Source organism: Candidatus Hydrogenedentota bacterium (assembly GCA_019637335.1).
Classification (GTDB): Bacteria; Hydrogenedentota; Hydrogenedentia; order Hydrogenedentales; family JAEUWI01; genus JAEUWI01.
Genome location: JAHBVV010000002.1, coordinates 88,861 through 112,727 on the forward strand (window position 1 = coordinate 88,861; position 23,867 = coordinate 112,727).

Annotated in this window: 22 protein-coding genes; 9 read left to right on the forward strand and 13 right to left on the reverse strand. The window is 65.0% G+C overall.

What is annotated here, in order from left to right; all coding sequences use genetic code 11:
- Nucleotides 1-408 precede the first annotated feature (408 nt).
- The 3 genes from KF886_03965 (at nucleotide 409) to KF886_03975 (ending at nucleotide 2,813) form a co-directional block, all read left to right on the forward strand.
- On the forward strand, nucleotides 409-789 hold the full coding sequence (locus KF886_03965) for an HNH endonuclease (protein MBX3176493.1): 381 nt from the start codon (nucleotides 409-411) through the stop codon (nucleotides 787-789).
- Nucleotides 790-891: 102 nt separating this feature from the next.
- Nucleotides 892-1,875 (forward strand): SPFH domain-containing protein, encoded by a 984-nt coding sequence (locus KF886_03970; GenBank protein ID MBX3176494.1) that lies wholly within the window; start codon nucleotides 892-894, stop codon nucleotides 1,873-1,875.
- The gene (locus KF886_03975; protein ID MBX3176495.1) at nucleotides 1,872-2,813 is read left to right on the forward strand and encodes an SPFH/Band 7/PHB domain protein; all 942 of its coding nucleotides are present in this window, start codon (nucleotides 1,872-1,874) and stop codon (nucleotides 2,811-2,813) included. Before KF886_03970 ends, KF886_03975 begins: the two co-directional genes overlap by 4 nt.
- 384 nt (nucleotides 2,814-3,197) lie before the next feature.
- Here KF886_03975 and KF886_03980 read toward each other — a convergent pair whose 3' ends face one another.
- Nucleotides 3,198-4,214, reverse strand: coding sequence for a D-alanine--D-alanine ligase (locus KF886_03980; protein ID MBX3176496.1), 1,017 nt, complete (start codon nucleotides 4,212-4,214; stop codon nucleotides 3,198-3,200).
- 181 nt (nucleotides 4,215-4,395) lie between these two features.
- On the opposite strand from KF886_03980, the gene KF886_03985 reads away from it, so the two are divergent.
- A complete protein-coding gene (locus KF886_03985; GenBank protein ID MBX3176497.1) occupies nucleotides 4,396-5,217 on the forward strand; it encodes a tetratricopeptide repeat protein in 822 nt (273 codons plus the stop codon).
- 6 nt (nucleotides 5,218-5,223) lie between these two features.
- Here the strand turns inward: KF886_03985 and KF886_03990 are convergent, their stop codons facing one another.
- The 3 genes from KF886_03990 to KF886_04000 form a co-directional block, all read right to left on the reverse strand.
- On the reverse strand, nucleotides 5,224-6,213 hold the full coding sequence (locus KF886_03990) for a hypothetical protein (protein MBX3176498.1): 990 nt from the start codon (nucleotides 6,211-6,213) through the stop codon (nucleotides 5,224-5,226).
- A gap of 42 nt (nucleotides 6,214-6,255) precedes the next feature.
- Entirely contained in the window at nucleotides 6,256-6,828 is a 573-nt protein-coding gene (locus KF886_03995) for an MgtC/SapB family protein (protein ID MBX3176499.1), read from the reverse strand.
- A 74-nt stretch (nucleotides 6,829-6,902) separates the two neighbouring features.
- Nucleotides 6,903-7,355, reverse strand: coding sequence for a response regulator (locus tag KF886_04000; protein ID MBX3176500.1), 453 nt, complete (start codon nucleotides 7,353-7,355; stop codon nucleotides 6,903-6,905).
- Nucleotides 7,356-7,644: 289 nt separating this feature from the next.
- Here KF886_04000 and KF886_04005 point away from each other — a divergent pair, with 289 nt between their 5' ends.
- Nucleotides 7,645-8,763: an AAA family ATPase gene (locus KF886_04005; GenBank protein MBX3176501.1), complete on the forward strand. Its 1,119-nt coding sequence runs from the start codon at nucleotides 7,645-7,647 to the stop codon at nucleotides 8,761-8,763.
- A 579-nt stretch (nucleotides 8,764-9,342) separates the two neighbouring features.
- Here KF886_04005 and KF886_04010 read toward each other — a convergent pair.
- Nucleotides 9,343-10,047, reverse strand: a complete 705-nt coding sequence (locus KF886_04010) for a response regulator transcription factor (GenBank protein MBX3176502.1) — start codon at nucleotides 10,045-10,047, stop codon at nucleotides 9,343-9,345.
- 4 nt (nucleotides 10,048-10,051) lie between these two features.
- The gene (locus tag KF886_04015; GenBank protein ID MBX3176503.1) at nucleotides 10,052-11,206 is read right to left on the reverse strand and encodes a PAS domain-containing protein; all 1,155 of its coding nucleotides are present in this window, start codon (nucleotides 11,204-11,206) and stop codon (nucleotides 10,052-10,054) included.
- 152 nt (nucleotides 11,207-11,358) lie between these two features.
- On the opposite strand from KF886_04015, the gene KF886_04020 reads away from it, so the two are divergent.
- The 4 genes from KF886_04020 to KF886_04035 all read left to right on the forward strand — a co-directional run bounded on the left by KF886_04020 (nucleotide 11,359) and on the right by KF886_04035 (nucleotide 15,229).
- Nucleotides 11,359-11,556, forward strand: a complete 198-nt coding sequence (locus KF886_04020; GenBank protein MBX3176504.1) for a hypothetical protein — start codon at nucleotides 11,359-11,361, stop codon at nucleotides 11,554-11,556.
- A gap of 105 nt (nucleotides 11,557-11,661) precedes the next feature.
- Nucleotides 11,662-13,593: a methyltransferase domain-containing protein gene (locus KF886_04025; GenBank protein ID MBX3176505.1), complete on the forward strand. Its 1,932-nt coding sequence runs from the start codon at nucleotides 11,662-11,664 to the stop codon at nucleotides 13,591-13,593.
- Between the two features lie 135 nt (nucleotides 13,594-13,728).
- Nucleotides 13,729-14,175 (forward strand): adenosylmethionine decarboxylase, encoded by a 447-nt coding sequence (gene speD, locus KF886_04030; protein ID MBX3176506.1) that lies wholly within the window; start codon nucleotides 13,729-13,731, stop codon nucleotides 14,173-14,175.
- Nucleotides 14,168-15,229 carry a deoxyhypusine synthase family protein gene (locus KF886_04035; protein MBX3176507.1) on the forward strand — a complete coding sequence of 354 codons (1,062 nt, stop codon included), beginning with the start codon at nucleotides 14,168-14,170 and terminating at the stop codon, nucleotides 15,227-15,229. Before speD ends, KF886_04035 begins: the two co-directional genes overlap by 8 nt.
- Nucleotides 15,230-15,319: 90 nt before the next feature.
- Here the strand turns inward: KF886_04035 and KF886_04040 are convergent, their stop codons facing one another.
- The 7 genes from KF886_04040 to KF886_04070 form a co-directional block, all read right to left on the reverse strand.
- Nucleotides 15,320-16,066, reverse strand: coding sequence for an SDR family oxidoreductase (locus KF886_04040; protein ID MBX3176508.1), 747 nt, complete (start codon nucleotides 16,064-16,066; stop codon nucleotides 15,320-15,322).
- Between the two features lie 42 nt (nucleotides 16,067-16,108).
- A complete protein-coding gene (gene wrbA, locus KF886_04045) occupies nucleotides 16,109-16,708 on the reverse strand; it encodes an NAD(P)H:quinone oxidoreductase (protein MBX3176509.1) in 600 nt (199 codons plus the stop codon).
- 398 nt (nucleotides 16,709-17,106) lie between these two features.
- Nucleotides 17,107-19,935, reverse strand: a complete 2,829-nt coding sequence (locus KF886_04050) for a sigma-70 family RNA polymerase sigma factor (protein ID MBX3176510.1) — start codon at nucleotides 19,933-19,935, stop codon at nucleotides 17,107-17,109.
- 358 nt (nucleotides 19,936-20,293) lie between these two features.
- Nucleotides 20,294-21,112 carry a flagellin FliC gene (locus tag KF886_04055; GenBank protein ID MBX3176511.1) on the reverse strand — a complete coding sequence of 273 codons (819 nt, stop codon included), beginning with the start codon at nucleotides 21,110-21,112 and terminating at the stop codon, nucleotides 20,294-20,296.
- Nucleotides 21,113-21,245: 133 nt separating this feature from the next.
- Nucleotides 21,246-22,373, reverse strand: a complete 1,128-nt coding sequence (locus tag KF886_04060; protein MBX3176512.1) for a tetratricopeptide repeat protein — start codon at nucleotides 22,371-22,373, stop codon at nucleotides 21,246-21,248.
- Nucleotides 22,374-22,376: 3 nt separating this feature from the next.
- The gene (locus KF886_04065) at nucleotides 22,377-22,694 is read right to left on the reverse strand and encodes a hypothetical protein (GenBank protein MBX3176513.1); all 318 of its coding nucleotides are present in this window, start codon (nucleotides 22,692-22,694) and stop codon (nucleotides 22,377-22,379) included.
- Between the two features lie 56 nt (nucleotides 22,695-22,750).
- On the reverse strand, nucleotides 22,751-23,632 hold the full coding sequence (locus KF886_04070; GenBank protein MBX3176514.1) for a HEAT repeat domain-containing protein: 882 nt from the start codon (nucleotides 23,630-23,632) through the stop codon (nucleotides 22,751-22,753).
- Between the last annotated feature and the right edge of the window lie 235 nt (nucleotides 23,633-23,867).

Genomic DNA, 23,867 nt, shown 5'->3' on the forward strand with positions numbered 1-23,867 from the left:
CCTCTGGCCGCAACCAGGGAAACGATCACCACGAAGGGCACGAAGATCACGAAGGAAAGAGGTTGGAGAAGGATTGAAATTCATGCGAGGGCGCAAAGACGCAAAGGAGACGATCCAGGGCGCGACGCGCGGTTACGGCGGGCGGGGGATTGGATTTGCAGCCACAAAGGGCACAAAGAACACAGAGAAGAAATTGAGTTATGACGACTGATTTGAGGCGGCGTGTTTGGGCCGAAGCCCCCAAGCAGCTGAGCCCGGGCCAGCGCTTCGGGGAAGTCGGTTCGCTTTGGACACGCGCTAAAAGGGTCGAAGTTGCGCCGAGGACGGACAGGGCAGCTTGGTGTGATCGCGCGTGTGAAGTCCGAGTGCGGCGTCCTGGCTATCTTGCCGCTAAACATTTTCCCATCAATGACTTGTGATGTGTCATGTTTGGGATTCTTGCTAAGAATTGAAGGTCTAAGAAAGCAGGTTGCCGTCAACAAGTACGAACGTAGTTCTGTTGCCAGAGCGAGATGCATAAAGGAACACGGTCATTCCTGCAAAGTTTGCAATTTTAATTTCGAAGAAAAATACGGTGAGCTTGGCAAAGAATTCATCCACGTTCACCACATCACGCCATTACATACCATTGGTAAGAGCTACAAAATCGACTATGTAAAGGACTTAATACCTGTTTGTCCAAATTGCCATGCAATGCTTCACAAGAAAATCGACGGCAAGTTCTACACTGTGTCAGAACTCGCGGAACTCATCAGAGCGATTGCGATCGGGCAGGATGTCGATGGATAGAAGATTGTGAACGGGGAGCTACATCGCACAAAATGAGTCGCGCTTCGCGCGATCCAGCCTGAGAATATTTTCACACGTTCGCGCCAACGAAAGGGAGCCGATATGGAGATTGCAGCGGGACTGATGCTTGGGCTCATGGTTTGGTTCACAGCGCGATTTCTCATCCCGGGGCTCTATACCGTGGGGCCAAACGAGCGCGCCGTTAAGACCGTATTCGGACGTGCGCAGCGCCTCGGGAACAGGACCACCAACGACGACGCGGTTTCCGAATCGCTTCGTGAATCAGAACGGGATCGGTACTGCTATCCGCAGGTTCGGGTCATCGGGCCGGGGGGGCCGTATTTCAAGTGGCCCTGGGAGCGGATACACAAGGTTTCGATCGCCACCGAGACGGCGAGTATGGCCTACGATCCCGAATCACCCTCGGCGAACCGCGATGGGACCGTGTTGGAAGCGGTCACAAAGGATCAACTCAATACGGGACTGTCGGGGCAGATACGGTACCAGGTATCCGAACGGAACCTCTACGCGTACATCTTCGGCGTGCGCTATCCTATTGCCCATGTGATGGGTTATTTCGTGTCCGTATTGCGCGAAAGAATTGCAACGTTTACCGCCCCGGGCGCGGCGGCGGACGACGGGGCGGGGGAGGCCGCTCTCGTAGAGGGCATATCGATCAACGATCTGCGCAAGAACCTGCGGGACCTGAACGATCATATGGACGCGGAATGCAGGTGCTCGGAGGCCCGTTACGGCATTCTGCTCGACGCCTCCCTGATCACCGAAATCGACCCTCCGCCCGAAGTGGAGTCCGCGCTGGCCGCGATCAACACGGCCCACAATCAGGTCTCTTCGGACATCAGCCTCGCGACCGCCGCGGCGGACCAGCGCATCGTAGAGTCCAGGCGCGCGGTGGAGATTGAAACGCTGAACGCGGAGGCGGACGTCGAGCCGCTGCTTCGTCTGGCCGGTGAATTGGCGGAGCTCAAGAGAAGTGGCGGGGACGCCATGAGCGCCTATGTGCGCACCGTGAAGCTGCCCCTGTTCTCCGGCGCAAAGCGCATCATCACGGAGGTGAAGTCATGATCGGGTCTTTTCTGGTCGCCGTGGTGACGGTCTTCATCCTCCTCATCGCCGAGCCAATGCTGCTGGCGCTGGCGCGTATCCTGGGCGTCTATGCCATCGTGGAGGAGCGCCAGTGCCGGGTTTACGTTCTCTTTGGCAAGGTCATCGCCACGCTCGACGATCCCGGGCTCCATTTCCTGTGGCCGCGAATGGGGTGGAAAGCGCCCCTCGTGGGTTGGCTGGGGCGCTGCCACGTTACCGACATGCGCCTCGATCAGGCCTACCTGCGCAGCCAGCCGGTCAACTCCGAGGAAGGCGCGCCAATGGGCATCGGCATCTGGTACGAAATGTACATCAGCGATCCCGTGGCCTACCTGTTCAAGAACATAGACCCGCGCGGGTCGCTGGCGGCCAACGTGGGCAACTCCACGGTTCGCTGCCTGAGCAACCTCCCGCTGGAAAAGATGCTGGTCGACCGCCACACCATGAGCCGGACCGTCCGGGACGAGGTCACGCCCAAATCGGACGAGTGGGGCTATAAACTGGGGTCCATCTACATCCGCAAAGTCCACTTCCGCGATCCCGAGATGATACGCCAGATAGAGAGCAAGGTGGTGAATCGGCTGAGGCAGGTGACCTCCGCCATCAGGCAGGACGGGGCCAACCGGGTCAGCATTATCCGCAGCACCGCGGAGCGCCAGGCCGCCATCGAGTTCGGCAAGGCGGCCGCCGTGCGCCCGGCGATCATCGGCAGGGCAATGGCGGAGATATCCAAAGACGCGGACGTGGCACAGACGATGTTCGAGATCCTGGAAACACAGCGGATCGTCGATGGTAATGGCAGCGTCACCCTGATCCAGACACCCGCGCACAGCCTTCTGCCCTACCTGCTGGCATCCGAAGGAGCCCTCCCCCACGAGGGCATTTCGGCCGGGCCGCAGCCACCCCCGAAAACATGACCGCCTCTCACCGGGGCGGACACAGCGAGGAATGACATAAGGCCCCGTGCTACACTCCGCCCGCACAACCCCGCACCCTGCCGCGAAAAGACCAATGGACGCCACCCCGCAACCTACCGGGAAAAGAACAATGGACGCCCCCCCGAATCCGGCCGATGCCCCGGTTCAACCCACACCCACCCCGATGGAGCGCCGGCATCCCTGCCGGCCCACGCCGCCGAGCGGCGGGCGCCGCCTTCCCACGGAGACCGCACGACCGAGCGTGGCGGAGGGGGCCTGTCGTCAGCGGGTTGCGCCGTGGCCGAAGATTCCCATAGCGTCACGCCAACGTCAACCACGCCGAATACACCGCCGCGCGCATCGCCTTCCGCATTTCACCCCACCCTACACCGCAGCCTTCCGCACTTCCGCGCGGCGCAGCGCGTCTTCCACGAGCGCGGTGACGAGCTGGGTGTAGTCGATGCCGGTGGCCGCGGCGGCCTGGGGGAAGAGGGAGGTCTCGGTCATCCCGGGGATGGTGTTGACCTCGATCCAAACGGGGCCGTGGTCGTCGATGATGAAATCGCTCCGGCTCCAGCCGCTGCACCCGATGACCTCGTGGACGTGCGCGGCCATGTCCATGACGAGGTCGGTCTGTTCGGCGGGGATGCGCGCGGGGGTGATTTCCTCGGTGGCGCCGGGGGTGTACTTGGCCTCGTAGTCGAAGTAGCGCGCCGTTTTCGGGCGGATTTCCGTGAGCGGGAGGGGGCGGATGCGCCCGCTGGGGTCGGCGTCGAGCACGGAACACGTGACCTCCACGCCCTTCACGAACTGCTCGACGAAGATGTTGTCCTCCACCTCCATCACCGACTCCATGTCGCGGCGCAGCGTGAGGAGGCTGTCGCAGATGGCGACGCCCTTGCTCGAACCCTGGGACACCGCCTTGATGACGCAGGGGAAGCCGATGTCCTTCTCGATCGCCTCGACGACCTGCGCGGAGTCGATGGCCCACGTGGGGCGGTCGAGCGCCAGGTGGCCGGCGACGCGGATGCCCTGCGCGGCGACCACGGCCTTGCTGCGGACCTTGTCCATGGCCAGGGCGCTCGCGGCGCAGCCGGATCCGGTGTAGGGGAGGCCCGTCATGTCGAAGAGGCCCTGAATGCGCCCATCCTCGCCGTAGGGGCCGTGCAGCGCGATGAACGCGCAGTCCACCCCGCGGCCTTCGAGCTGGGCCAGGCCGATGGCCGCGCGGGCCGGCGCGCTGCCCTCCACGGACCACTGCCCGTCGCGGCCGATGAGGACGGGGGTGACCTTGAAGCCGGCGCCTTCGAGCGCCCGGGCGACGCCGCCGCCGGATTTAAGGGAGATTTCGTGTTCGGAACTGCGGCCGCCCATGAAGACGGCGACGTGGGTGCTGCTCATATGCGCTTTCTGGGGTCGGGGTTGTTGCTGGCTGCCGGGGCGCGGCGACCGGGCGTGGTGATCCGCTACGGAGTATGAATACAGGCGCCCGGCGGAAAGTTTCCCTATGATATAATCCCGCGAAACGGCGATTCCAGATCCCGCGCGCCGGCCGCGCGCCCCAACCACGCAAGGAGCCTCCGTGCCGAATCTCCGCCATCCCGCGATCCTGCTCTTCGCCGCCGCGCTGCTGTGGCTCGGCGGCTGCGCGAGCAACCGCCCCGCGGAGGAGGCCTTCGACCCCGAGTCCCTCGGCGTCACCGATCGCGTGCGCCACTACCAGGTGGAAATCCGCCGCAACCCCGAAGACCCCGATCTCCACTACCGCCTCGGCAACGCCCTGCTCGACATGGGGCGCTACCAGGACGCCTACCGCTCCTACCAGGGGGCCATCCAGCTCAAGCGGGACCATGCCGACGCCTACGCGAACCTGGGGCTCGCGCTCCGGCGCATGGGCCAGCTCAAGGCGGCCGCCGGGGCCTACGTGCAGGCGCTGGAACTCAACCCGGGCGACCGGACCACCCTGACCAACCTGCTCGTCGTCGCCGAGCTGATGGAAGACTGGGATCGCGTCGAGTGGTGCCTGGAGCGGCTCGCGATGGTCAGCCCCGACGATCCCGGGCTCATCGCCGCGCACGCCGACGTGCTCCACCGGCTCGGACGCCCCGCCGAGGCCGCCCCGCTCTACGAGGCCGCCGCGAAATCCGCCGACCCCGCGCGCAACCTTTACCGCGCCGGCCTGTGCTACGCCGACCTGCTCCAGTGGCCCCGCGCCGTGGCGTTGTGGGAGCTGGCGCGCGCGGCGGAGCCGGAAAACCCCAGCATCAACCGTGGCCTCGCCGTGGCGCACTGGGAAGCCGGCAACCTCGCGGCCGCCCGCGCCGCCATCGCGCGCTGCGAAGAACTCGACATCCCGCTCGACCCGGAATTCCTCCGCCAGGTCAACAGCGCCCCGGCAGAGTAAGCGGGCCTACCGCTTCACGCGCACCCCGACCGGCATGCACGCGCCCAAGCGGTCCCCATGCGCCAGGTGCTCCTCCAAAATGATCCGGCCCACCGCCACCGTGTGCGATCCCCCCGCCTCCCCGCCGTGCGCGTGGCAAATCACAATACGGTCGCCCGCCTCATCCGCCGCCGTGTCCGCGAAATCCAGTATCTCCACCCAATCCCCCGCCATCGATCCGTCCAGTCGGTACAGCCCGCGCACCGCCACCCGATCGCCCTCCCGAAGGTGGTCCGGCGTTCCCCGCGCGGCGAGGCGATCCCCCGGCATGAAAATGGAAGCCCCGGAAAAGTCCACCGGGTGTTCGCTCGCGTCCGCCGCCAGCACAAAGGCCAGCCGCGACCGATCGAGCGCCGTGATCCGGCCCGTGGCCCGCACTTCGGAGGTGTGTCCGCGAAGCGACAGCGCCAGCGCCGGATCGAACGCGTACCCGGCCCCCTCCAGCGGCATGACCGGCGCGCCGCCAAAATCGAGCACGAGCATGACCGGAGAATCCGGATGCGCAAAGAACGGCGAATCGATCGGAAACACGCCTCCCCCCGGAACCGCCAGCGGCACGGGATGGTCCGGATCCGCCGACGGTATCAACACCGCCGATCCCACCGTGATTGCCGCGCCGAGAAACTCGCCCTCTGGCGGCGTCACGCTCGCCGCAAGCTCTGAAGCCAGACCGTATTCCACGAGATCCAGCGTAAGCGGCTCGTCGCGCAGCACAAGATCCGGCGTGCCTGGCGCCCCGAAGAGGAGCACCCGGTCAATCGTCACCACCAGCCCCAGAATCTCCCCGGTAGCAAGTTCGATCCCCTTCGCGCCATCCAGGGGCGCCTCGCCGCGCGTCACCAGCAGCGACAGGCGCGCGGGCCCGCTCGGCGGCGGGCATCCCGGCGCGGCGGCGAACACGGCCAGGCAAACCAGGGCCAGCGCGGGGCGTAACATCCCGCTCAAGCGCGCCGTCATCGGCGGTGCTCCCCGCCCGAGCGCAATTTCGCCGGGCGCGGCCTATTCATGCTCCGCGGGCTTTCTCGCCGGGCGGCGCCGTTCGCCACCGGGCGGCAGCGTGTGCTCGACTTCCTCCGATTCCCGCATATGTGGATGCAGGACGCGGTGCGCCAGGCCGCCCAGCCCGCGCAGGGCCGTTTCCGTGTAGTTCAGGCCCACCAGGATAATCACGGAGAGCACGGCCAGCTTGATACCCAGCACGGGGGCGCTCGTGGCGATGATAATGCCGATCGCGGCGAGCATCCAGATACTGGCGGCGGAGGTAACGCCCACCACCGCCCCGTCCCGCGTCATCATCACCCCCGCGCCCAGGAATCCAATCCCGGTGATGATCTGGCCCACCACGCGCGTCGGGTCCGAGACCTCGTTGGTGATGCCCAGGCCCGCGGTGACCAGCGCGTAGGTGCCCAGGCAGATCAGGATGCTGGTGCGCGCGCCCATGGGCTTTCCCTGGATCTGCCGCTCGCACCCGATAATGGCCCCGGAAGCGATACAGGCGAAAATCGCGCTCCACGAGAGCGGCGCCACATTGAGCAGGCCACCCGCGGCGTCCAACAGGGAGGTGCTGTTCATCGAAGGGCGCTCCATACGGCGGTTATACCGTTGAGCATAGGCGACGCGCCGCGCCGAAAGCCAGCCCGGCCCCGTCAGACCCGGTTGGTCTCGAGCCAGAACTCGGCGATGGATTGGACGGCCTCGCCAAAGGCCTCGTATTCCACCGGCTTGGTAACGAACGCATTGGCCCCCAGTTCGTAGCTCCGGGCCACATCCTTGCGCTCGTTTGAGTCGGAGAATATGACCACCGGGGTATGCCGTGTCGCGCGGCTCGCCCGCAGCCGCTGCAGGAAGGGCAGGGAATTGTGCCCGTCCAGGTGGAAGTCGAGAATAATCAGGCGGAGCGCCCGCTCCCAGTCGCCGCCGGGCGACGCGTTCAGGCGCTCGAAGAAGCGCCGCGCATCCTCCTCGCGGGCAAATTCCGCGATATGCGACGGGCTGACATAGGTGTTCAATGCAAAAACGATCGACTTCCGATCTTCATTCTTATCCTCTACGACCACAATCTCCGTCGGCGGAGATTGCAGGGTATTGGCATCGATCATAAAAAAGTAGCCTCTGATTCCTTCTTTAATGGCGAACAGCGGCCGGCGCATCCGGCCCCGATGTAACTCTACGGGGGCGGAGACAACGCGGGGTAAACAGGCGGTAAAGTTACGGTAAAGTGCCATCGCTGATCGCGCAACCCTATGAAACCCGGGACTTTTGCCTGCGCCAAGTGCGCATCGTGGAATGCTCCGTCTAGTAACCAATCATCGTCGGCGGGGTCGGAAAAGTATTTGGCGGCGCGGCTCAACTGCGCTAGAATTAAGAATCGTCTCGAAAGGATGGCCAATGCTGAAACGGCTCTATATCGACAACTACCGGTGCTTTTCCAACTTCGAGTGGCGGCCCGGGGCGCGCGTGCTCCTGGCAGGCTCGAACGGATCCGGCAAAAGCACAATTTTCGACGTGTTGTCTCTCCTGAAGCAGTTTCTTACCCGACAAAGGGCCACCGGCGAAGTCTTCGCGGGCGACTCCATCACCAGGTGGGACAGCAGGAACAAGCAAACTTTTGAATTGACCGTAGAGTCTGAAGGCCAGGATTTTGATTACCGGCTTGTTGTCGAGCACGACCCGGATCGATCGCAGTCCCGGGTATTCCACGAACGCCTGACCGCCGGTGATACTTTGCTTTACGAGTATGAGGATTTTGCGGCCCATTTGTATCGGGACGACGGTTCTCGCGGTCCGTCTTTTCCAACGGATTGGTCGCGCTCGCTCATCGCAACGCTCGGCAATCGATCCGACAATCAAAACCTGGTTCGCTTTCGCGATCGAATGTGCCGGTTTTATCTGTTTGCGCCCGATCCGCTTCGAATGAACTTCAAGTCGGAACGGGAAGTGCGCGACCCGGATCCCGGGCTGGCGGAGATAGCGTCGTGGCTCCGGCACCTGCAGGCGGAGGACTCCGGATTCGCAAATCGGCTTACCGGCTCCTTAAGGCATTTGCTACCCGGTTTTAGTCACTACGGCCTCAAGAGCGGATCGGGCGACGAACGCAGTTTCTCCTTTCATTTCTCCATCCCGGGACGCGCGGGCGCTGCATACGAGTTGCCTTTTGACCGATTGTCCGACGGGCAGCGGGCCTTGACCGCGCTTTACATTGTTCTGAACGCCGTCGTAAAGCCCGATACCACGATCGGCTTCGACGAACCAGACAACTTCGTGTCGTTGCGAGAGATTCAGCCCTGGCTGCTGAGTCTTGAGGAGCGGCAGGAAGCCACGGGCTGCCAGGTATTCCTGGTGTCGCACCACCCCGAAATCATTGACCACCTTACGCACCTGGATGAGACGATGCTCCTGGAGCGCGACGCAAGTGGAATCGTTCGAATCGGGCCCTTTGTGTGGGAAGATTCCGATGGGGCGCCAGCGTCCGAACTCATGGCGCGTGGCTGGGCAAGCAATGCATAGCGTGGGGGGGGTGCGAGCTCATCGTTTGCGTCGAGGATAAGTTTCACGAACAATTTGTGCGCAAGGTGCTGATGAATCTGGGCTACAGTATTCGCCAATGCCGGATAAAGGTGGCCCCCCGAGGGAAAGGCGCCGCTGAAAAGTGGGTAAGAGCGATATACGCCCGGGAGGTCCGGTTGCATCGCAAGCGAAGCAAGACGATCCGCCCGAACAGCGGAGTTCTTACGATAGTTGACGCCGACGCGCTTACGGTTGCGCAGCGTAAAGTCCAGATGGGCAGCGAACTGCGCGCGCTTGGAGAGGGCCCGCGAGGAGCAAACGAACCCATAGCCATCTGGGTGCCAAGGCGCCACATAGAAACATGGCTCGTATACTTGTGCGGCGGGACGGCCACCGAAGAAGAGGATGTCAAGCGAGGCAGGTTCGAGGCCAGCGTGTCCCAGGCCGCCGGCAGGTTCGCGGAGCTTTTTCACGAACGAAAGCGGGGGCCCCTCGACACGCTACCTTCTATTGACGCTTCCCTCGAGGAAACGCTTCGGATTCGTCCGTAGGAATCTCGAAACGCGTCGCGGGATTCGCTCATTCCTCGCCGAATCGGTAGCCCACCCCGCGCACCGTGATGATGTACCGGGGACGCAGCGGATCTTCCTCGATCTTCTTGCGGATATGGCCAATATGCACGTCCACCACCTTGGGAACCCCATAATACGAGTGCTTCCACGCCATCTCGATCAGCTGGTCGCGAGAGAATACCCGGTTGGGGCGCTTCGCAAGCGTCAGCAGCAATTCAAACTCGATCGCGGTCAGCTCCACCGGCTGGTCGTCCCGCCACACGCGCCGGGACTCGGGGTCAATACGGAGGCCGGGAAAGCGCAGTTCACTCGCCGAGGGCGCCGTGCGCGTCATCCGCCGCAGAATAGCCCGAACCCGGGCCAGGAACTCCTGCGGGTCGAAGGGCTTCGTGAGGTAGTCGTCCGCCCCCAGGGTCAGCGCCATCACCTTCACGGCCCCCACCGACGTGGCGCTGAGCATGAGCACCGGCGTCTCGAAATCCTCCCGCACCCGCCGCAGCACCTCGATCCCGTCCAGCGGTTCCGCGCCGCCGTCGGAAGGCAGCGAAATATCCAGTATCACCAGGTCCGGCTCAAACTCCACCACCCGCCGGAGCGCGCCGGCCCCATCCTCGGTGCACGCGACCTCGTAGCCTTCCCGCGCCAGCTGCTTCCGCAGCCGATCAAGCATGGCGCGATCATCGTCAACCAGCAGTATCCGCTCCGCCGCCATGGGATCAGGATTCCCCGGGCGCCGGCGCGCCGGGCTCGATCGTGAAGTGAAAGCGCGCGCCCTCGCCGGGGTGGCTCTCCGCCCATACCGATCCGCCATGCCGGCTCACGACCCGCTTCACCACCGCCAGGCCGACCCCCGAACCCTCGTATTCGTCCGGCTGATGGAAACGCTGGAAAACGGTAAAAAGGCGCTCCGCCTCGTCCGCCTCGAAGCCCACGCCATTGTCCGCCACCGTATAGACGCCATGGCCCCCCTCCACGCGCCGTGAAATCTCGATGGCCGCCGGGTCCTTACCGCGCGTGAACTTCACCGCGTTTCCGATCAGGTTCGCGAAAACCTGCCGCACCAGCGTCGGGTCGCCCTCGGCGATGCCCAGATCGCCCACCCGGAAGTCCACGGCGCGGTCTTCGTCCTCTATCTCATACCGCGCTTCCGCGATGACCTGCTCAACCAGCCGGTTCAGGTCGACGGATTCGCGGTGGAGCACCTGCCCCGTAACCCGCGAAAACTGGAGCAAATCCTCCACAAGCTGGGCCATTTGACGCGTGCCCTCCCGGATCTGCTCCGCATACTGCAAGCCTTCGGACGAAAGCTCGTGCCCGTGCCGGTCCATCAACAGGTACGCGAATTTGTCGATGAAACGGAGGGGCGCCCGCAGGTCATGCGCCACCGAATACGAGAACCCCTCCAGCTCCTCGTTGAGCCGCTCCAGCGCACGGGCGCTGTCGGTCGCCGCGATGCGCTCCGCGTCGTTGGCCGCACGCTCCCGCGCCATCTCCGTCACGTCCTCCACCCGGATCGCCCGCAGGCGGCCCCGGTCCGGAAGTCCAAGCGGGATGGCCGTCAGCAATAGCGTGATCTCCTCGCCGGCCCCGTCCGCCAGGTAGAGGATTTCCCGGCCCGGATCACCCGCCCGCGCCAGCCGTTCCGCCCGCTCCACAAACGGGGCCAGGTGCGGGCGGTGTTCGAGTGCGCCCCCGAGCGCGCGCCCGAGCAAATCGGCGCGGTCGGCGCGGGCAAAGGTGCTGAACGCGCTATTGGCCTCCAGGATGCGCCCGCCGGGATCGAGCGCCACCACGGGATCGGAGAGGCCGTCCAGGTACGAGACGGCCAGGGCTTCATCGCGCCAGCCGGTCTGGGCGGTCGGTGAGTTCATGGCCGCGATTGTAACATCAGGTCTCTCCCAAGGCAACGGCCCGCGCAACCGCCGGCGGGCGGGCTTTGCCAAATCTTTACTTATGCTTTGCCCGCCGTTTTCCTGGACACGGTAGTGTATCGTCAGTGGCGTGTATTTAAGGAGAACCACCCATGCGTGCTGAAGGGCGCCGTAGCCCCGATGAATTGGCCCGGTTGAAGCGCGAAGCCCTCGAGGACTTCGACGGAAATGATGATGTGACCGGCGATGAATCTTCCCACAAGCGCCGCCGCGCCTGGAAAGAGGAGAGCCGCCGCCAGGACCGCCAGTCCAAAAAACAACGGCAGCGGAACCCCGAATGGAACGATTAGCTCAGCCTGATTGCGGAAGCTTGTGCCGGCTCGCCCGCTTGTCTATCCCCTCCCCGGCACGGGAGAAGATGCGGGGCCGCCAGCGCCCGCGAAAGGCCGTGTTTGATGAGTGGTAACAACCACCACACTGCGCTCAAAGAAAGCAAGACCTTCGGGCCCGTGCCCGATCTCGAACGCCACCTCCCCTCCGAATGGTGGCGCACCCTGTTCAATGCCGTCTACCTCAAGACCGACGGCGACGTCGTCGAGAATTCCGCCAGCACCGAGAGCGACGTCGATTTGCTCGTTGCCTCCGCCGATCTCCGCCCGGAAGACGCCATCCTCGATCTCTGCTGCGGCCAGGGGCGCCACGCCCTGGAACTCGCCCGGCGCGGCTTCCAGCACGTGACCGGCCTCGACCGCTCCCGCTACCTCGTACGCCTCGCGCGCAAGCGCAACAAGCGGCGCCGCCTTTCGGCCACCTTTCGCGAGGGCGACGCCCGCAAGCTCCGCCTGGCCCCCGAGTCCTTCGATTGCGTCTCCCTCATGGGCAACTCCTTCGGCTACTTCGAGCGCGCGGAAGACGATCTCGCGGTGCTCACCTCGGTCTGGCGCGTGCTGAAGCCGGGTGGGCGCGTCGTGCTCGATGTCGTCGACGGCGAGTGGATGCGCCAGAAATACGAGCCGCGCTCCTGGGAGTGGATCGACGAAAACCACTTCGTCTGCCGCGAGCGCGCCCTCGCCCAGGACGGGCAGCGCCTCATCTCCCGCGAAATCGTCACGCACGCCGAGCGCGGCGTCATCGCCGACCAGTTCTACGCCGAGCGCCTCTACACCTACCCGCAGCTCGTGGAACTGCTCGAGCGCGCCGGCTTCAAGGACGTCCGCCAGGGCGCCGACCCGACCACACACTCCAGCCGCCAGCAGGACCTCGGCATGCTCTCCCGCCGGATCTGCCTGGTGGCCTCCAAACCCGTCTACGTCGGACGCCGCCCGCGCCGTGGCCCGCTCTATCCCAATGTCACCGTGCTGCTCGGCGATCCCTCCCAGCCCGACGCCGTAAAGCGCGAGGGCGTGTTCTCCACCGAGGATATCGAAACCATCGAGCGCATGCGCGCGGCCCTGGGCGCCCTGAAGGACTACGAATTTCGCTACTGGACCGACCACCACGGACTCTTCCGGATGCTCCAGGAGGATCGGCCCGATTTCGTGCTCAACCTCTGCGACGAGGGATTTCACAATGACCCCTTCAAGGAGATGCACGTGGCCGCCGCCCTCGAGATGTTCGGCGTGCCCTACAGCGGCGCCGCGCCCCGCGCGCTTGGCCTATGCTATGACAAGGCCCTCGTCCGCGCCGTCGCCCATTCCCTGGATATTCCGGTTCCCCTCGAGTCCTTCTTTGCGGCCGACGATCAAATGGCCACCCTGCCCTCCGTCTTTCCCGCGCTTGTGAAGCCCAATCTCGGCGACAGCAGCCAGGGCATCACGCAGGATGCCGTCGTGCACAACAAGGAGCAGTTCATCGCCTACTGGGAGCGGCTGCGCTCGGAATTCCCGGATCGCCCCCTGCTCGTGCAGGAATTTCTCAGCGGAAATGAATATAGCGTGGGCGTCATCGGTAATCCCGGTAGCGACTTTCTCGTGTTGCCCGTGCTGGAGGTGGATTACTCGGGGCTCGACCCCGCGCTGCCGCGCATCCTCGGCTACGAGTCGAAGTGGCAGCCGGATTCGCCCTACTGGAACGACATACGCTACAAGGTGGCCTCCCTCGATGCGGCGGCGAAGCGACAGATCGTCGATAACTCGCTGGTGCTGTTCGAACGGCTGGGTTGCCGGGACTACGCCCGCTTCGATTTCCGGGCCGACGCCAACGGGGTCATTAAGCTGCTCGAGGCCAATCCGAACCCGGGTTGGTGTTGGGATGGTAAATTGAATATAATGGCGGGCTACGCAGACTATACATACGCGGATGTATTGCGTATAATAATCGAAACCGCGCAGCTCCGGTACGGAGCGGCGCCCGCCCTTGATGTCTCGCTCCCCGCGGGAGCCAACTGAATCACGTGCCCACATGGCGCCCCAAGTGCGCCTTTACCGTTTCTTTACCCTATGTTTGCCATGTGTAGAAAGCGTGGCGCTACCATCTGCGGTTCATCGCCCGAGCGGGCGGTGCCGGAAAGGAGGATTTATACGTTGGCTAAAGGAAGACACCTTCTCATCGATTGCACCGGGGTGCCCCCGGAGGTATGCGGCGACGACAAGCTCGTCCTGAAGGCTATGGCCACGGCGGCGGAACGCGCCGGCGCGACCGTGATCTCTCAGGTTCGCTACCATTTTGGGCACAACTCCGCTCCTGGTTTTACCGCCATGGTCCTGCTGGACGAGAGCCATTGCTCCGCGCACGCCTATTCGGACGAAGGCCTGCTCGCCCTGGATATTTTTACCTGCGGTAATACCGATCCCCGTGATGTACTGGCGTATATGCAGGAGATGCTCGACCTGGGTGATATCACCGTTCAGCACTGTGAACGGTTCCATACGCCCGGCGAGCGCTTCAGAGCGCCTGAGATTGCTGTCTCCCTCAAATCCTTCCGAACCGAAGCCCTCGAGCTCGCGGCCAACGGGAATGGGCATGACTGATCACCGATCGTTTCACGACGGTTGCCAGGACGGCCTCAAAGCACTGCACAGTCTCGACCTGGACCAGGTCCACACTTTTAAGGGCCTGGTCCAGGCGATGGGCCGCACCGCATTCGGCGGGCGGCGCCTCGGCGAGGCGCTGGAGGTTCTCACCGAAATGGCCCGCACCCCGGGCTGTTTCAAGGTGATGAGCATCTCCGGCGCCATGACCGTCGCCAAGCAGGGCAAGATCGTCTCCGACTTGATCGACCGCGGCGTGGTGGACGCGATTGTGGCCACCGGCGCCCTCGTGACCCACGGCCTCACCGAATCCTTTGGCAATGTCCACTACGCCGTCCCGCACGACGCCAACGACGAGGAACTCTTCGACAAGGGGTACAACCGTATCTACGATACCCTGGAAATGGAAGCCAACCTCAACGATCTCGCCGAAATTATCGCCGGGATCATGGACCGCCAGCAGCGATCCGAGCCCTGGTGCTCCAGCGCCATCTGCCGCGCCATCGGCGAAGAACTCGACCGGCGCGACGAAGGGCCCGGCATCCTGCGCAGCGCCTACAGGCGCGGCGTGCCCGTATACATCCCCGCCTTTACCGACAGCGAGATGGGGCTCGACCTCGCCACGTGGGCCATGGCCCGCAAGCGCGGAACCGATGGCGAAGCCGCCGACTGCTTCAACCACGTGCCCTCCTACAATCCCTTTCTCGACCTGCAGGACTACGCCCAGCGCGCCATCGCCGCCGATACCCTCGGTATCTTCACCATCGGCGGCGGCGTCCCACGCAACTGGGCGCAGCAAGTCGGCCCCTACGCCGACATCACCGCGCGGCGCCTCGGCATCTCCCTCCCGGAGATCAAATTCAAATACGCCGTGCGGATCTGTCCCGAGCCCGATCACTGGGGCGGCCTCTCCGGCTGCTCCTACAGCGAAGGCGTCAGCTGGGGCAAGTTCATTCCGCAGTCCGAAGGCGGGCGCCACTCCGAAGTACACGCCGACGCCACCACGGTGCTCCCGCTGCTGGCCAAGGCGCTCTTCGAGAACCTCGAAAGCTGATCCGCCGGGTCCCCATCCGGTCAAAGAAACGGTAACGCCGCGCGCTGCATCGGCAACGCGCGGCGTTTTTCATGTCTCGCCGCCGTGCGGCTACGCCGTAAAGCCCCCGTCGATATCCAGCACCGTCCCCGTCACAAAGGACGCCTCCGGACTGGCCAGAAACAACACCCCCGCCGCGATCTCCTCGGGACGCCCGTAACGGCCCAGCGCGCTCACCGAACGCTGCGCAACCGCGCTCGGGCCGTCCGCCGGATTCATCTCCGTGTCCACCGATCCCGGCTGCAGCACATTGATCGTGATCCCGCGGGACGCCAGATCACGCGCCGCCCCCTTCGTGAACCCGACCACCGCCGCCTTGGTCGCCGCGTAGTCCGCCAGGCCCGGAAACGCCGCCCGGCTCGCCAGCGCCGATCCGATCGTGATGATCCGGCCGCCCTCGCCCATGTGCAGCGCCGCCGCGCGGATCGCCGCCGTCACGCCGGTGTAGTTGATCGCCAACTGGCGGTCGAGCGCGTCCAGGTCAGTGCCCGGATCGCCCACCGCGCCCCCCAGGAACACGCCCGCATTGTTCACGAGAATGTCCAGCCGCCCGAAATGCGCCACGGCCGCCTCCACCAGCCCGACCGCCTGTTCGCGGTCCGCCAGGTCCGCCTGGAACGCCTTCGCGCGCACCCCGCCCGACGACAGCTCCGCCGCCAGCGCTTCCGCACGCTCCGCCGAACCGCCATAGCCCAGCGCCACATCCGCCCCGGCCCCCGCCAGCGCCCGCGCAATGGCCGCGCCAATCCCGCGCGACGCCCCGGTCACCAGCGCCACTTTTCCCGTCAGATTCGTCATGCGTACCTCCGCTCTACAGCCCGCCGGGCTGATACGTTTCGATTAACCGTTGAGCCGCGCGGCAATCTCCGCGACATGCCTGCCCTGGAAACGCGCCATGGCAAGCTCCTTCTCGCTCGGCTGCCGCGATCCGTCCCCGCCCGCGATCGTCGCCGCGCCCCACGGGCTGCCGCCCTTCACCTCGCTGATGTCCGCCAGCTCCGCGCACGCGTAGGGCAGGCCCACGTAAATCATCCCGTGGTGCATCAGCGTCGGTACAAACGTCATGATCGTCGACTCATTCCCGCCCCCCGTGCCTGTACTCGTGAACACACTGCCCACCTTGCCCACAAGCGCCCCCTTCGCCCAAAGCCCGCCCGTCTGATCCAGGAAATTGCGCATCTGCGCCGCCATATTCCCGAAACGTGTGGGCGTCCCGAAGATAACCGCGTCGTACTCCGCAAGTTCCGGCGGCGCCGCCACCGGAGCGGACTGGTCCAGTTTCCCACCGTGCTTCTTCAACGTCTCCTCCGGAATCGTCTCCGGAACCCGCTTCACCGTCACCTCAACCCCCTCCACCGAGCGCGCCCCTTCCGCAACCGCCCCCGCCATCGTCTCAATATGACCATACATCGAATAATAAAGCACCAATACCTTCGTCATTGCCAGATCTCCTCCTGGGTTGCCAATCTGCTGCCATCGCGACGCCGCGCCCTGCGGCGCCACCGCGACCCTCGATCTACATTCGCGCCACCGCGCACCGCGGTGTGCCATGAAATAAACTTACACGAAATTGATTTATATGTCAAGCAATAGCGCCCATCATACACAACCCGCCACGCAGGATTGCGGGCATTCCCGCGGCAACGGACGCCACCCGCCAACACAACCGCGACCTTGACCGGCAACCAGGCGCAGCGCCCAACCCCCGTGCCACGCGATCGCGCTCCAGCGCGTTCGTGTGCCTGGACCAACACGGCCCCCACTTCCCGGAGAGCCACTCAAAACGAGCGGCTTCACACACTCATCGGCACACAGCCCCAAACGACCACCTCCAAAACTCACCTTTGCACCGTCAGATCAATCGCCACGTCTCCCGCATCAGTAACCTCAACAACATGCAGGTCATACCCCACATGGTGAACGAAATCATTCCCCCGGTGCGCGGTCGCCAGCACCGTGTACGTGCCCGGCCGGTGCAGCGGAAGCACATACGCGCCGCCATCGTCCGACATCGCCGTGGACGCCACAACGGGTTCCGCCAGACGGCGCGGCGCGGCCGCCAGGGCCTCCTCCAGGGACAACACGCCGTGCATCGCCAGCACCAGCACCCGCTCATCAGGGCCCAGCCCACGCACGGCCCCGCGCACCGCGTGGGGCATCGTCGCATCCACCGTCACACTGCTCACCTCGCCGGCCCGCAGCGGAATATCGTCCACAAATGCCCGCCAGAAATCTCCGGCCGTGAAGGCCGCCAGCTGCGCCACCCCGGCGGGGACGGAATCGAATCGAAAGGTTCCATCCGGGCCGGTAGAGCGCTGTAGAATCTCCCGGCCCAGAGGCGTCTCCACATACAGGCAAACGAGGGCTTCCGGGGCGATCGCCCCATCGACCACCACCACGCCCTCCACCACACACGCGCTCTCGGGAATATCCACACGGAGTGACTTCGCCTCTCCGGGCTGTAAATACAAGGCCTCGTGCCATGATCGCCCACGCGTTATCTCGACCGCAACAGTGATATCCCCGGGCGTGATCTCATCCAACACGGCGCGCCCGTTCGCATCCGTTTGCGCGCGGGTGTCGTTTCCGGCATAGAGCGCCTCGTAACACGTCGCCCGAACCGTCACGCCTTCCATCGGGGCCCCGCCCGAGACCACTTCGACGTCCAGCCGGGCGGACGGCTTGAGCACGATCACGGTGTTGTCCGAGGCCTTCCCGCTGCCCGGCGCAAAGGCCGGATGCCACGCATGGACGAGAATTGTGGTTGGCGGCGGATCATTCACGCGGAAAACGCCGTCCGCGTCCGTCACCGTAACGTGCTTTCCATCGCGGCGGCTTACATGCCCCAGGGCGTCGAGGTAGATGCGCGCCCCGCCGATGGGCGATCCGTCCGCGGTGAGGACCTGGCCGGAAAACCCCCGGTTCCGCGCTTCCTCCAGCGCGATTTCCACATCGTCCAACACCATACCCGCCTCCACCGTGACGTGGTGCAGCACGGGCTCGTATCCCGCCGAGCGGACCGCGATCGTAGCGTCGCCCGCCGGGATGTTCTCCATGCGAAAGCGGCCTTCGCGGTCATTGAAGCCGCTGTTGTCCCGAAATACGGACTCCCGGTAGTTTACGAGGTACCCCGGCCTGCAAACGGCGTCGAAACGCGTGATCGGCGACCCTGTTTTCGCATCGATGACCCGGCCCGCGACCGCCCCGCGCGCTTCCAGCACGATGCGAACGTCCTGATCGCCCCCGCGCGCATTAACGCCACCTCGGGTATAGGCGTCGTGCGTCGCATAGACGAACACTTCGCCCTCTGGTAGATACCGGAGCGCGAATCGCCCCTCCCGATCGGTGATCGCCGAACGCATGACCTCATCTTCGGTCGTAAGCAGAACGCCCTCAATCGGCTTTCCCGCCGCGTCAACCACCACGCCCGAGACCGTCAGTGATCCCTCCTGGCCATAAACCAGGCGAAGCCCGGTCTTTTGCTCCCCGGGCGCCAGGGATACCGACGCGACCTCGTTGCGCGCGCTGAAGGCCATGGTTTCAGGCTCGGTCACGAGAATTCGGTAGTCGCCGGGCCCCAGACCGGACTGCGAGAAACGCCCCGCATCGTCCGCCACGCAAAGTTGCGCTCGACTCGGCCCTCTCCGTACATCGAATCCGCTCGGATGCACGATCCAGACGTGCGATCCGGCAAACGGGCGGCCATCGGGGAGCACAACAACACCGGACAGCGATGCGTGATCGTCCTGACTCGCCGCGAAGATGCCGGGTTCCGAATCCGGCGCAACCTCCGCTACCGCGGCGCGCGTGAGCCGTGGCGCTACCGCATCGCGGGACGGCGTTTCAGCGCCTGTAACCGGCGCTGCTTCCGCAATCGCCGCGGCGCGCGCCACCGACGCCGGCGCCACGTCCGAACCAGGTGCGCCCGCCCGCCAGGCTGCCCCGCCAATCACCACCGCCAGTACGGCTGCCGCAGCCACTTTCATACCCGCCCCACCCGCGTACGACGCCACGGTCGCCCAGACCGATGGGGTGGACGCAATCGCGATTCGTCCAATCTCCACCGCAAGCCCCGCGGGCTCGGCAACCGCGCTGTGGGATTGAATCAGCGTGGCGAGCGCCGCGCCCGCCGGCGCCACAACCCCCTTCTCGGACAGCCGACGCCGGACCATCGTCACGCCCTGGTTTATGCGGTGCGTCACCGTCTGACGCGAGACCCCGAGGGACGCGGCGATGCTCTCGTGCGTTTGCGCCTCAAAGAAATGGCGCACCAGGGGTTCGCGGCAACTTTCCGGAAGGCCCGCCACGGCCTCGTCCACCAGCTCCCGGATTTCGTCCCACCCAACCCCCGTCGACTCCGGGAGGGTCTCGGCGTACGCCCGCTCACGCGCGCCCCGCCGCTTGCGCGATCGCGCATAATTGAGCGCCGCGCGATAGACCGTCCGGTGGAGCCATGCGGCCACATTGCGGCGCGGCGGGCGCCGGGTGTGCGCCAGGGCCAGCAGGCACTCCTGGGACACATCCTCGGCGTCCTCGGAATTCCGCAGCACGCGCAGCGCCGTGCCATAAACCATCCGCGCATGGCGCGACGCCAACTCCCGGAACGCTTCCGCATTCCGGTGGCGGTGCCAATGGGCCAGCAAAGCCTGATCGTTCAAGTGCGTCATTTCGGTGTCCCCTGTCGTTGTTATACGTAAAGACACCGCCGCCCGCAAAATGGCCAATACCCACAAATGCCCCGCGCGCCAATTCAGGATCGCGGGCATTCCTGCCCGCGGCAACAAACGCCCAAATCAGCGTCAAAACGCACCATGCTCAATCATCCCCAATCCCCGTGCCACGCGATCGCGCCCCAGCGCGTTCGTGTGCCTGGAGCAACACGGCCCCGACTTCCCGGAAAGCCACCTCATACGAGCGGTTCCACAGTACCATCGCCATCCTGCCCACCACGCGCAAAACACAAAAAAACCCGGCGCTGGAGGAGCGCCGGGTGAAGTCCAGTCCGGGGGAGAGCGGTGTGTTCGATTAGCCGCCGAGCAGCTGGAGCGCCGTCTGCGGGACGATGTTCGCCTGGGCCAACACCGTCGTTCCGGCGCTGACGAGGATCTGGTTCCGCGTGAAGTCCTGCGTCTCCAGCGCGATGTCCGCGTCGCGGATGGCGCTTTCCGAGGCCGCCGCGTTCTCCTCCTGAATGTTCAGGGTCGCGATGGTGAATTCGAGCCGGTTCTGGAGCGCGCCGAGCTGCGCCCGAAGGTTGTTGATGCTCTGCAGCGCGATGTCCACAATGCTCAGCGTGCCCACGGCCGTGCCCACCGAGGAAATGTTAATCGCGGAAACGCCCAGATCGTTCGATCGCGCGCCCGCCACCGTAACGAGCAGGGTCTGGCCGGCTTGCGGGCCCGTCTGGAGCGTTATGGTCTGCGCGGAACTCAGCACGCCCACGCCGTTGAACTCGGTGTCCAGCGCGATGTCGTCGAGCTGGCCAAGCAGCTGCTGTACTTCCAAATCGAGCGACAGCCGGTTTTCGTCGCTGTTCGTGCCGTTCGCGGCCTGGATCGCAAGCTCGCGGATGCGCTGGAGTATGTTGGACGATTCCGTCAGCGCGCCTTCCGCCGTCTGCACGAGATTGATGCCGTCCTGCGCGTTGCGCGCGGCCACCCGCGTGCCCCGCACCTGCGACCGAAAGCCTTCGGCGATCGCGAGGCCGGCCGCGTCGTCCGCCGCGCGGTTAATGCGCAGGCCGCTGGACAGGCGTTCGAGGGATTTGTTGAGGGCGAGGGTGTTCTTGCGCAGGATGCGACTCGTATTGATCGCGGCAACATTGGTATTGATTCTAAGACCCATGACTTCTATCCTCCGTGACTGGGTTAACCTTTGCATCCTTGCATCGGTTAAAGCCGGCGGCGTTGCCGCACCCGGCTTCATGGAAGAATATCGGCACGGGGGGCCGCGGACTTTAGCAGTCCCGCCCGCCGGGCTACGCGTTCCCGCCCGGCGCCTCCAAAATCCGCGCGCGCAGCGCCAGGGCCTCGGCGTGACCGGGGTAGCGCTCAAGCACGTAATCCAGCTCCGCCAGCGCCGCCTCCCGCGCCCCCGTCGCGTTCAGGGCAATAGCGAGGTAGCGCCGTGTCTCCGGGTGCTCCGGCTCGCGCGCGGCCGCCGCCGCAAAGGCCTCGCGCGCGCCTGGCCAGTCTTCCTGTTGCGCCAGGGCGATGCCCAGGTTGCGCCAGACCTCCGCCGGCGCCGGGTCACGCGCGATCGAAAGCCGTAGCGCCTGGATCGCCTGGGGAACCCGCCCGCCCACGAGCAGCGCCGCCCCGAGATCGCGCAACCAGATGGGATTCTCCGGGTCGAGCCGCACCGCTTCCCGGTACGACGTCAAGGCCGCGGCGAGATCCCCCAGATCGAGGTACTGATCCCCGAGTTCCTTATGGCATTTCGGATTGCCGGGCGCCGCCGCGAGTTTCTTCAAGCCCAGTTCCAGGTAGCGCCGCTGTTTCGCCGCCTGCTCCTCCGCGCTCCGATCCCGCTCGGGATAATGCAGCACCGCGATGCCCGATTCGCGGACCGGTATGTTCAGGCGCCCCAGCGACGGCTCCACCAGCTCGTGCACTACCCCCTCAAAACAAACCCCTGGCTGGTTGGGAAAAAGCCGCACCTTGGCGCTCGGAAACCACCCGGGATACCCGCCGCTCGCGGGATCCCCCGGCCGCACCGGCACAAAGCCGCTCGCGGATGTCGACGACGTGTAGTTGCGCGTGGTGAACCGGTACGCGCAATCCGGCGGCCCCGAGGCCAGCCCCCCTAACGCCGCAAGATCCGCCGACCCGAAACGCTCGTCCGCGTCCAGGCTCAGGATCCACAGGCCCGAGCAGCGGTCCATGGCCGCGTTGCGCGCCGCGGCGAAATCGTCACCCCAGGGAATTTCATGCACAACAACCCCGCGCGCCCGCGCGATTGCGGCGGTGTCGTCGCTGGAACCCGTATCCGCCAGGACCAGCTCACAATCCAGGCCGTCCAGGGCCGAAAGGAATCCCGGCAGGCGCCGCGCCTCGTTCCGAACAATGACGGACACCGACAGGCGGGGCGGGCGGGAACCAGACACGGCCTACGCGTCTTCCAGCGGATCGGGCAGCGCCTCGATCGTAGCCGGCTCGGCCTCCGGCTCCCGGTGGCGCGGCGGAAGGACGCCCGACTCAATCAGCGCGTCGTAGGTCCGGCGGTCCACCCGGTCCCCGCTGGTCACCAGCTTCACCGTACCCTCGACCACGATGGCCACCTGGCGGATCGGACGGCCCCGCCGCGTCAGCTTGTTGCCCTTGAGCATGTTCTCATAGGCCACCACATAGAGCTCCGGCTCCAGGGCCGGATAGGCCGTGCCGCTTGCCGCCGCCACGGCGTTCGCGCGTCGCTTACCAAATATCACCTGTCTGCTCCTTCCCCGGTTGCTGCCCGGGACCTGTATGCCCAGTGTAGCCGGCGTCAGTTTTCCTCGGTTGCGGGGGATGCCCCGCCCGCGTTCAAGAGCGCAAGCGCGCCCCGCGCCCGCTCCCGGATCAAATCATCCATGTCCATTTCCACACACTGCTCTAGAACGGCGGCATGCTCCGCGCCCCCCAGCTCCCCGATCACCTCGATCGCCTTCAAACGGGCCGGCGGGGAGAGCCGTACGTCGTTCACAGCGTCCGCGTATATCGCCAGCTGACCCGCAACCAGATGCGGCGGCATGCCCAGCACCACCTGATCCCGGATTGCGTCGCTCGTTTGCGGATTTCGCCAGAACGCGTCAAGCCGGTCCACCACGAGATCCGGGTGAAAACTCAACAGCACGCCCATCGCCGCCTCCCGCACGGCCTGGTCCGGATCGTCCACCAAGGGCGCCATCGCTGCCCGCGCGCTCGCCGTATTCACCATGCCGAGCGCATGCGCCGCAAATTTCCGCGTCTCGCGGGGCTGGTCGGGCGCCACCCAACGGACCAACTCCGGCTCGTGCGCGCGCAACGCCTCCCGCTGGGTCGTCAGGCAAAGCAGCGCAAACACCTTGTCCTCCGGGCCCCGATCCACATCCGCCAGCACCGCCACCATGGGTCCCAATCCGCCCTCGGCTTCCGCAAGCACGCTCGCCAGCTCGGCCGCGCGTATCACATTCCGCTCGTGTGGCGGCGTATCCAGAATTGCGCGCCACTGCGGGAACGCGTCCTCGTCCACCACGGAGCGCGTATCCGGCGCTGCGTTCGGAAGCGGGGCCTCGCATCCCGCGCCCAGAAGAGCCAGGAGTATCAGCCAGCCGCAATGCGGCAACAACCGCGCGGCGTGTGCTATACGTATGCGGCCTGGAGGCAGCCGTAATTCCTCCCTGTTCATGGTAAAGTTACCCGAAATCCGGATTCCTGGGCTTCAAGTCGGGCCAAATGGGCGCATACTACTACATACGCCACCTGTAGAACGTTACACCTCAATATACGGTAGATTATCACATCACAGCGAAAAATGCCATATCCCGGCAGCCCTTCGGTTCCGTTGGCGAATTCGCCGGATATCCGTCAGAACGCCAGTCGCGATGCCGTACTTTGTCACGCGCCGAATTTCGACGAAATCG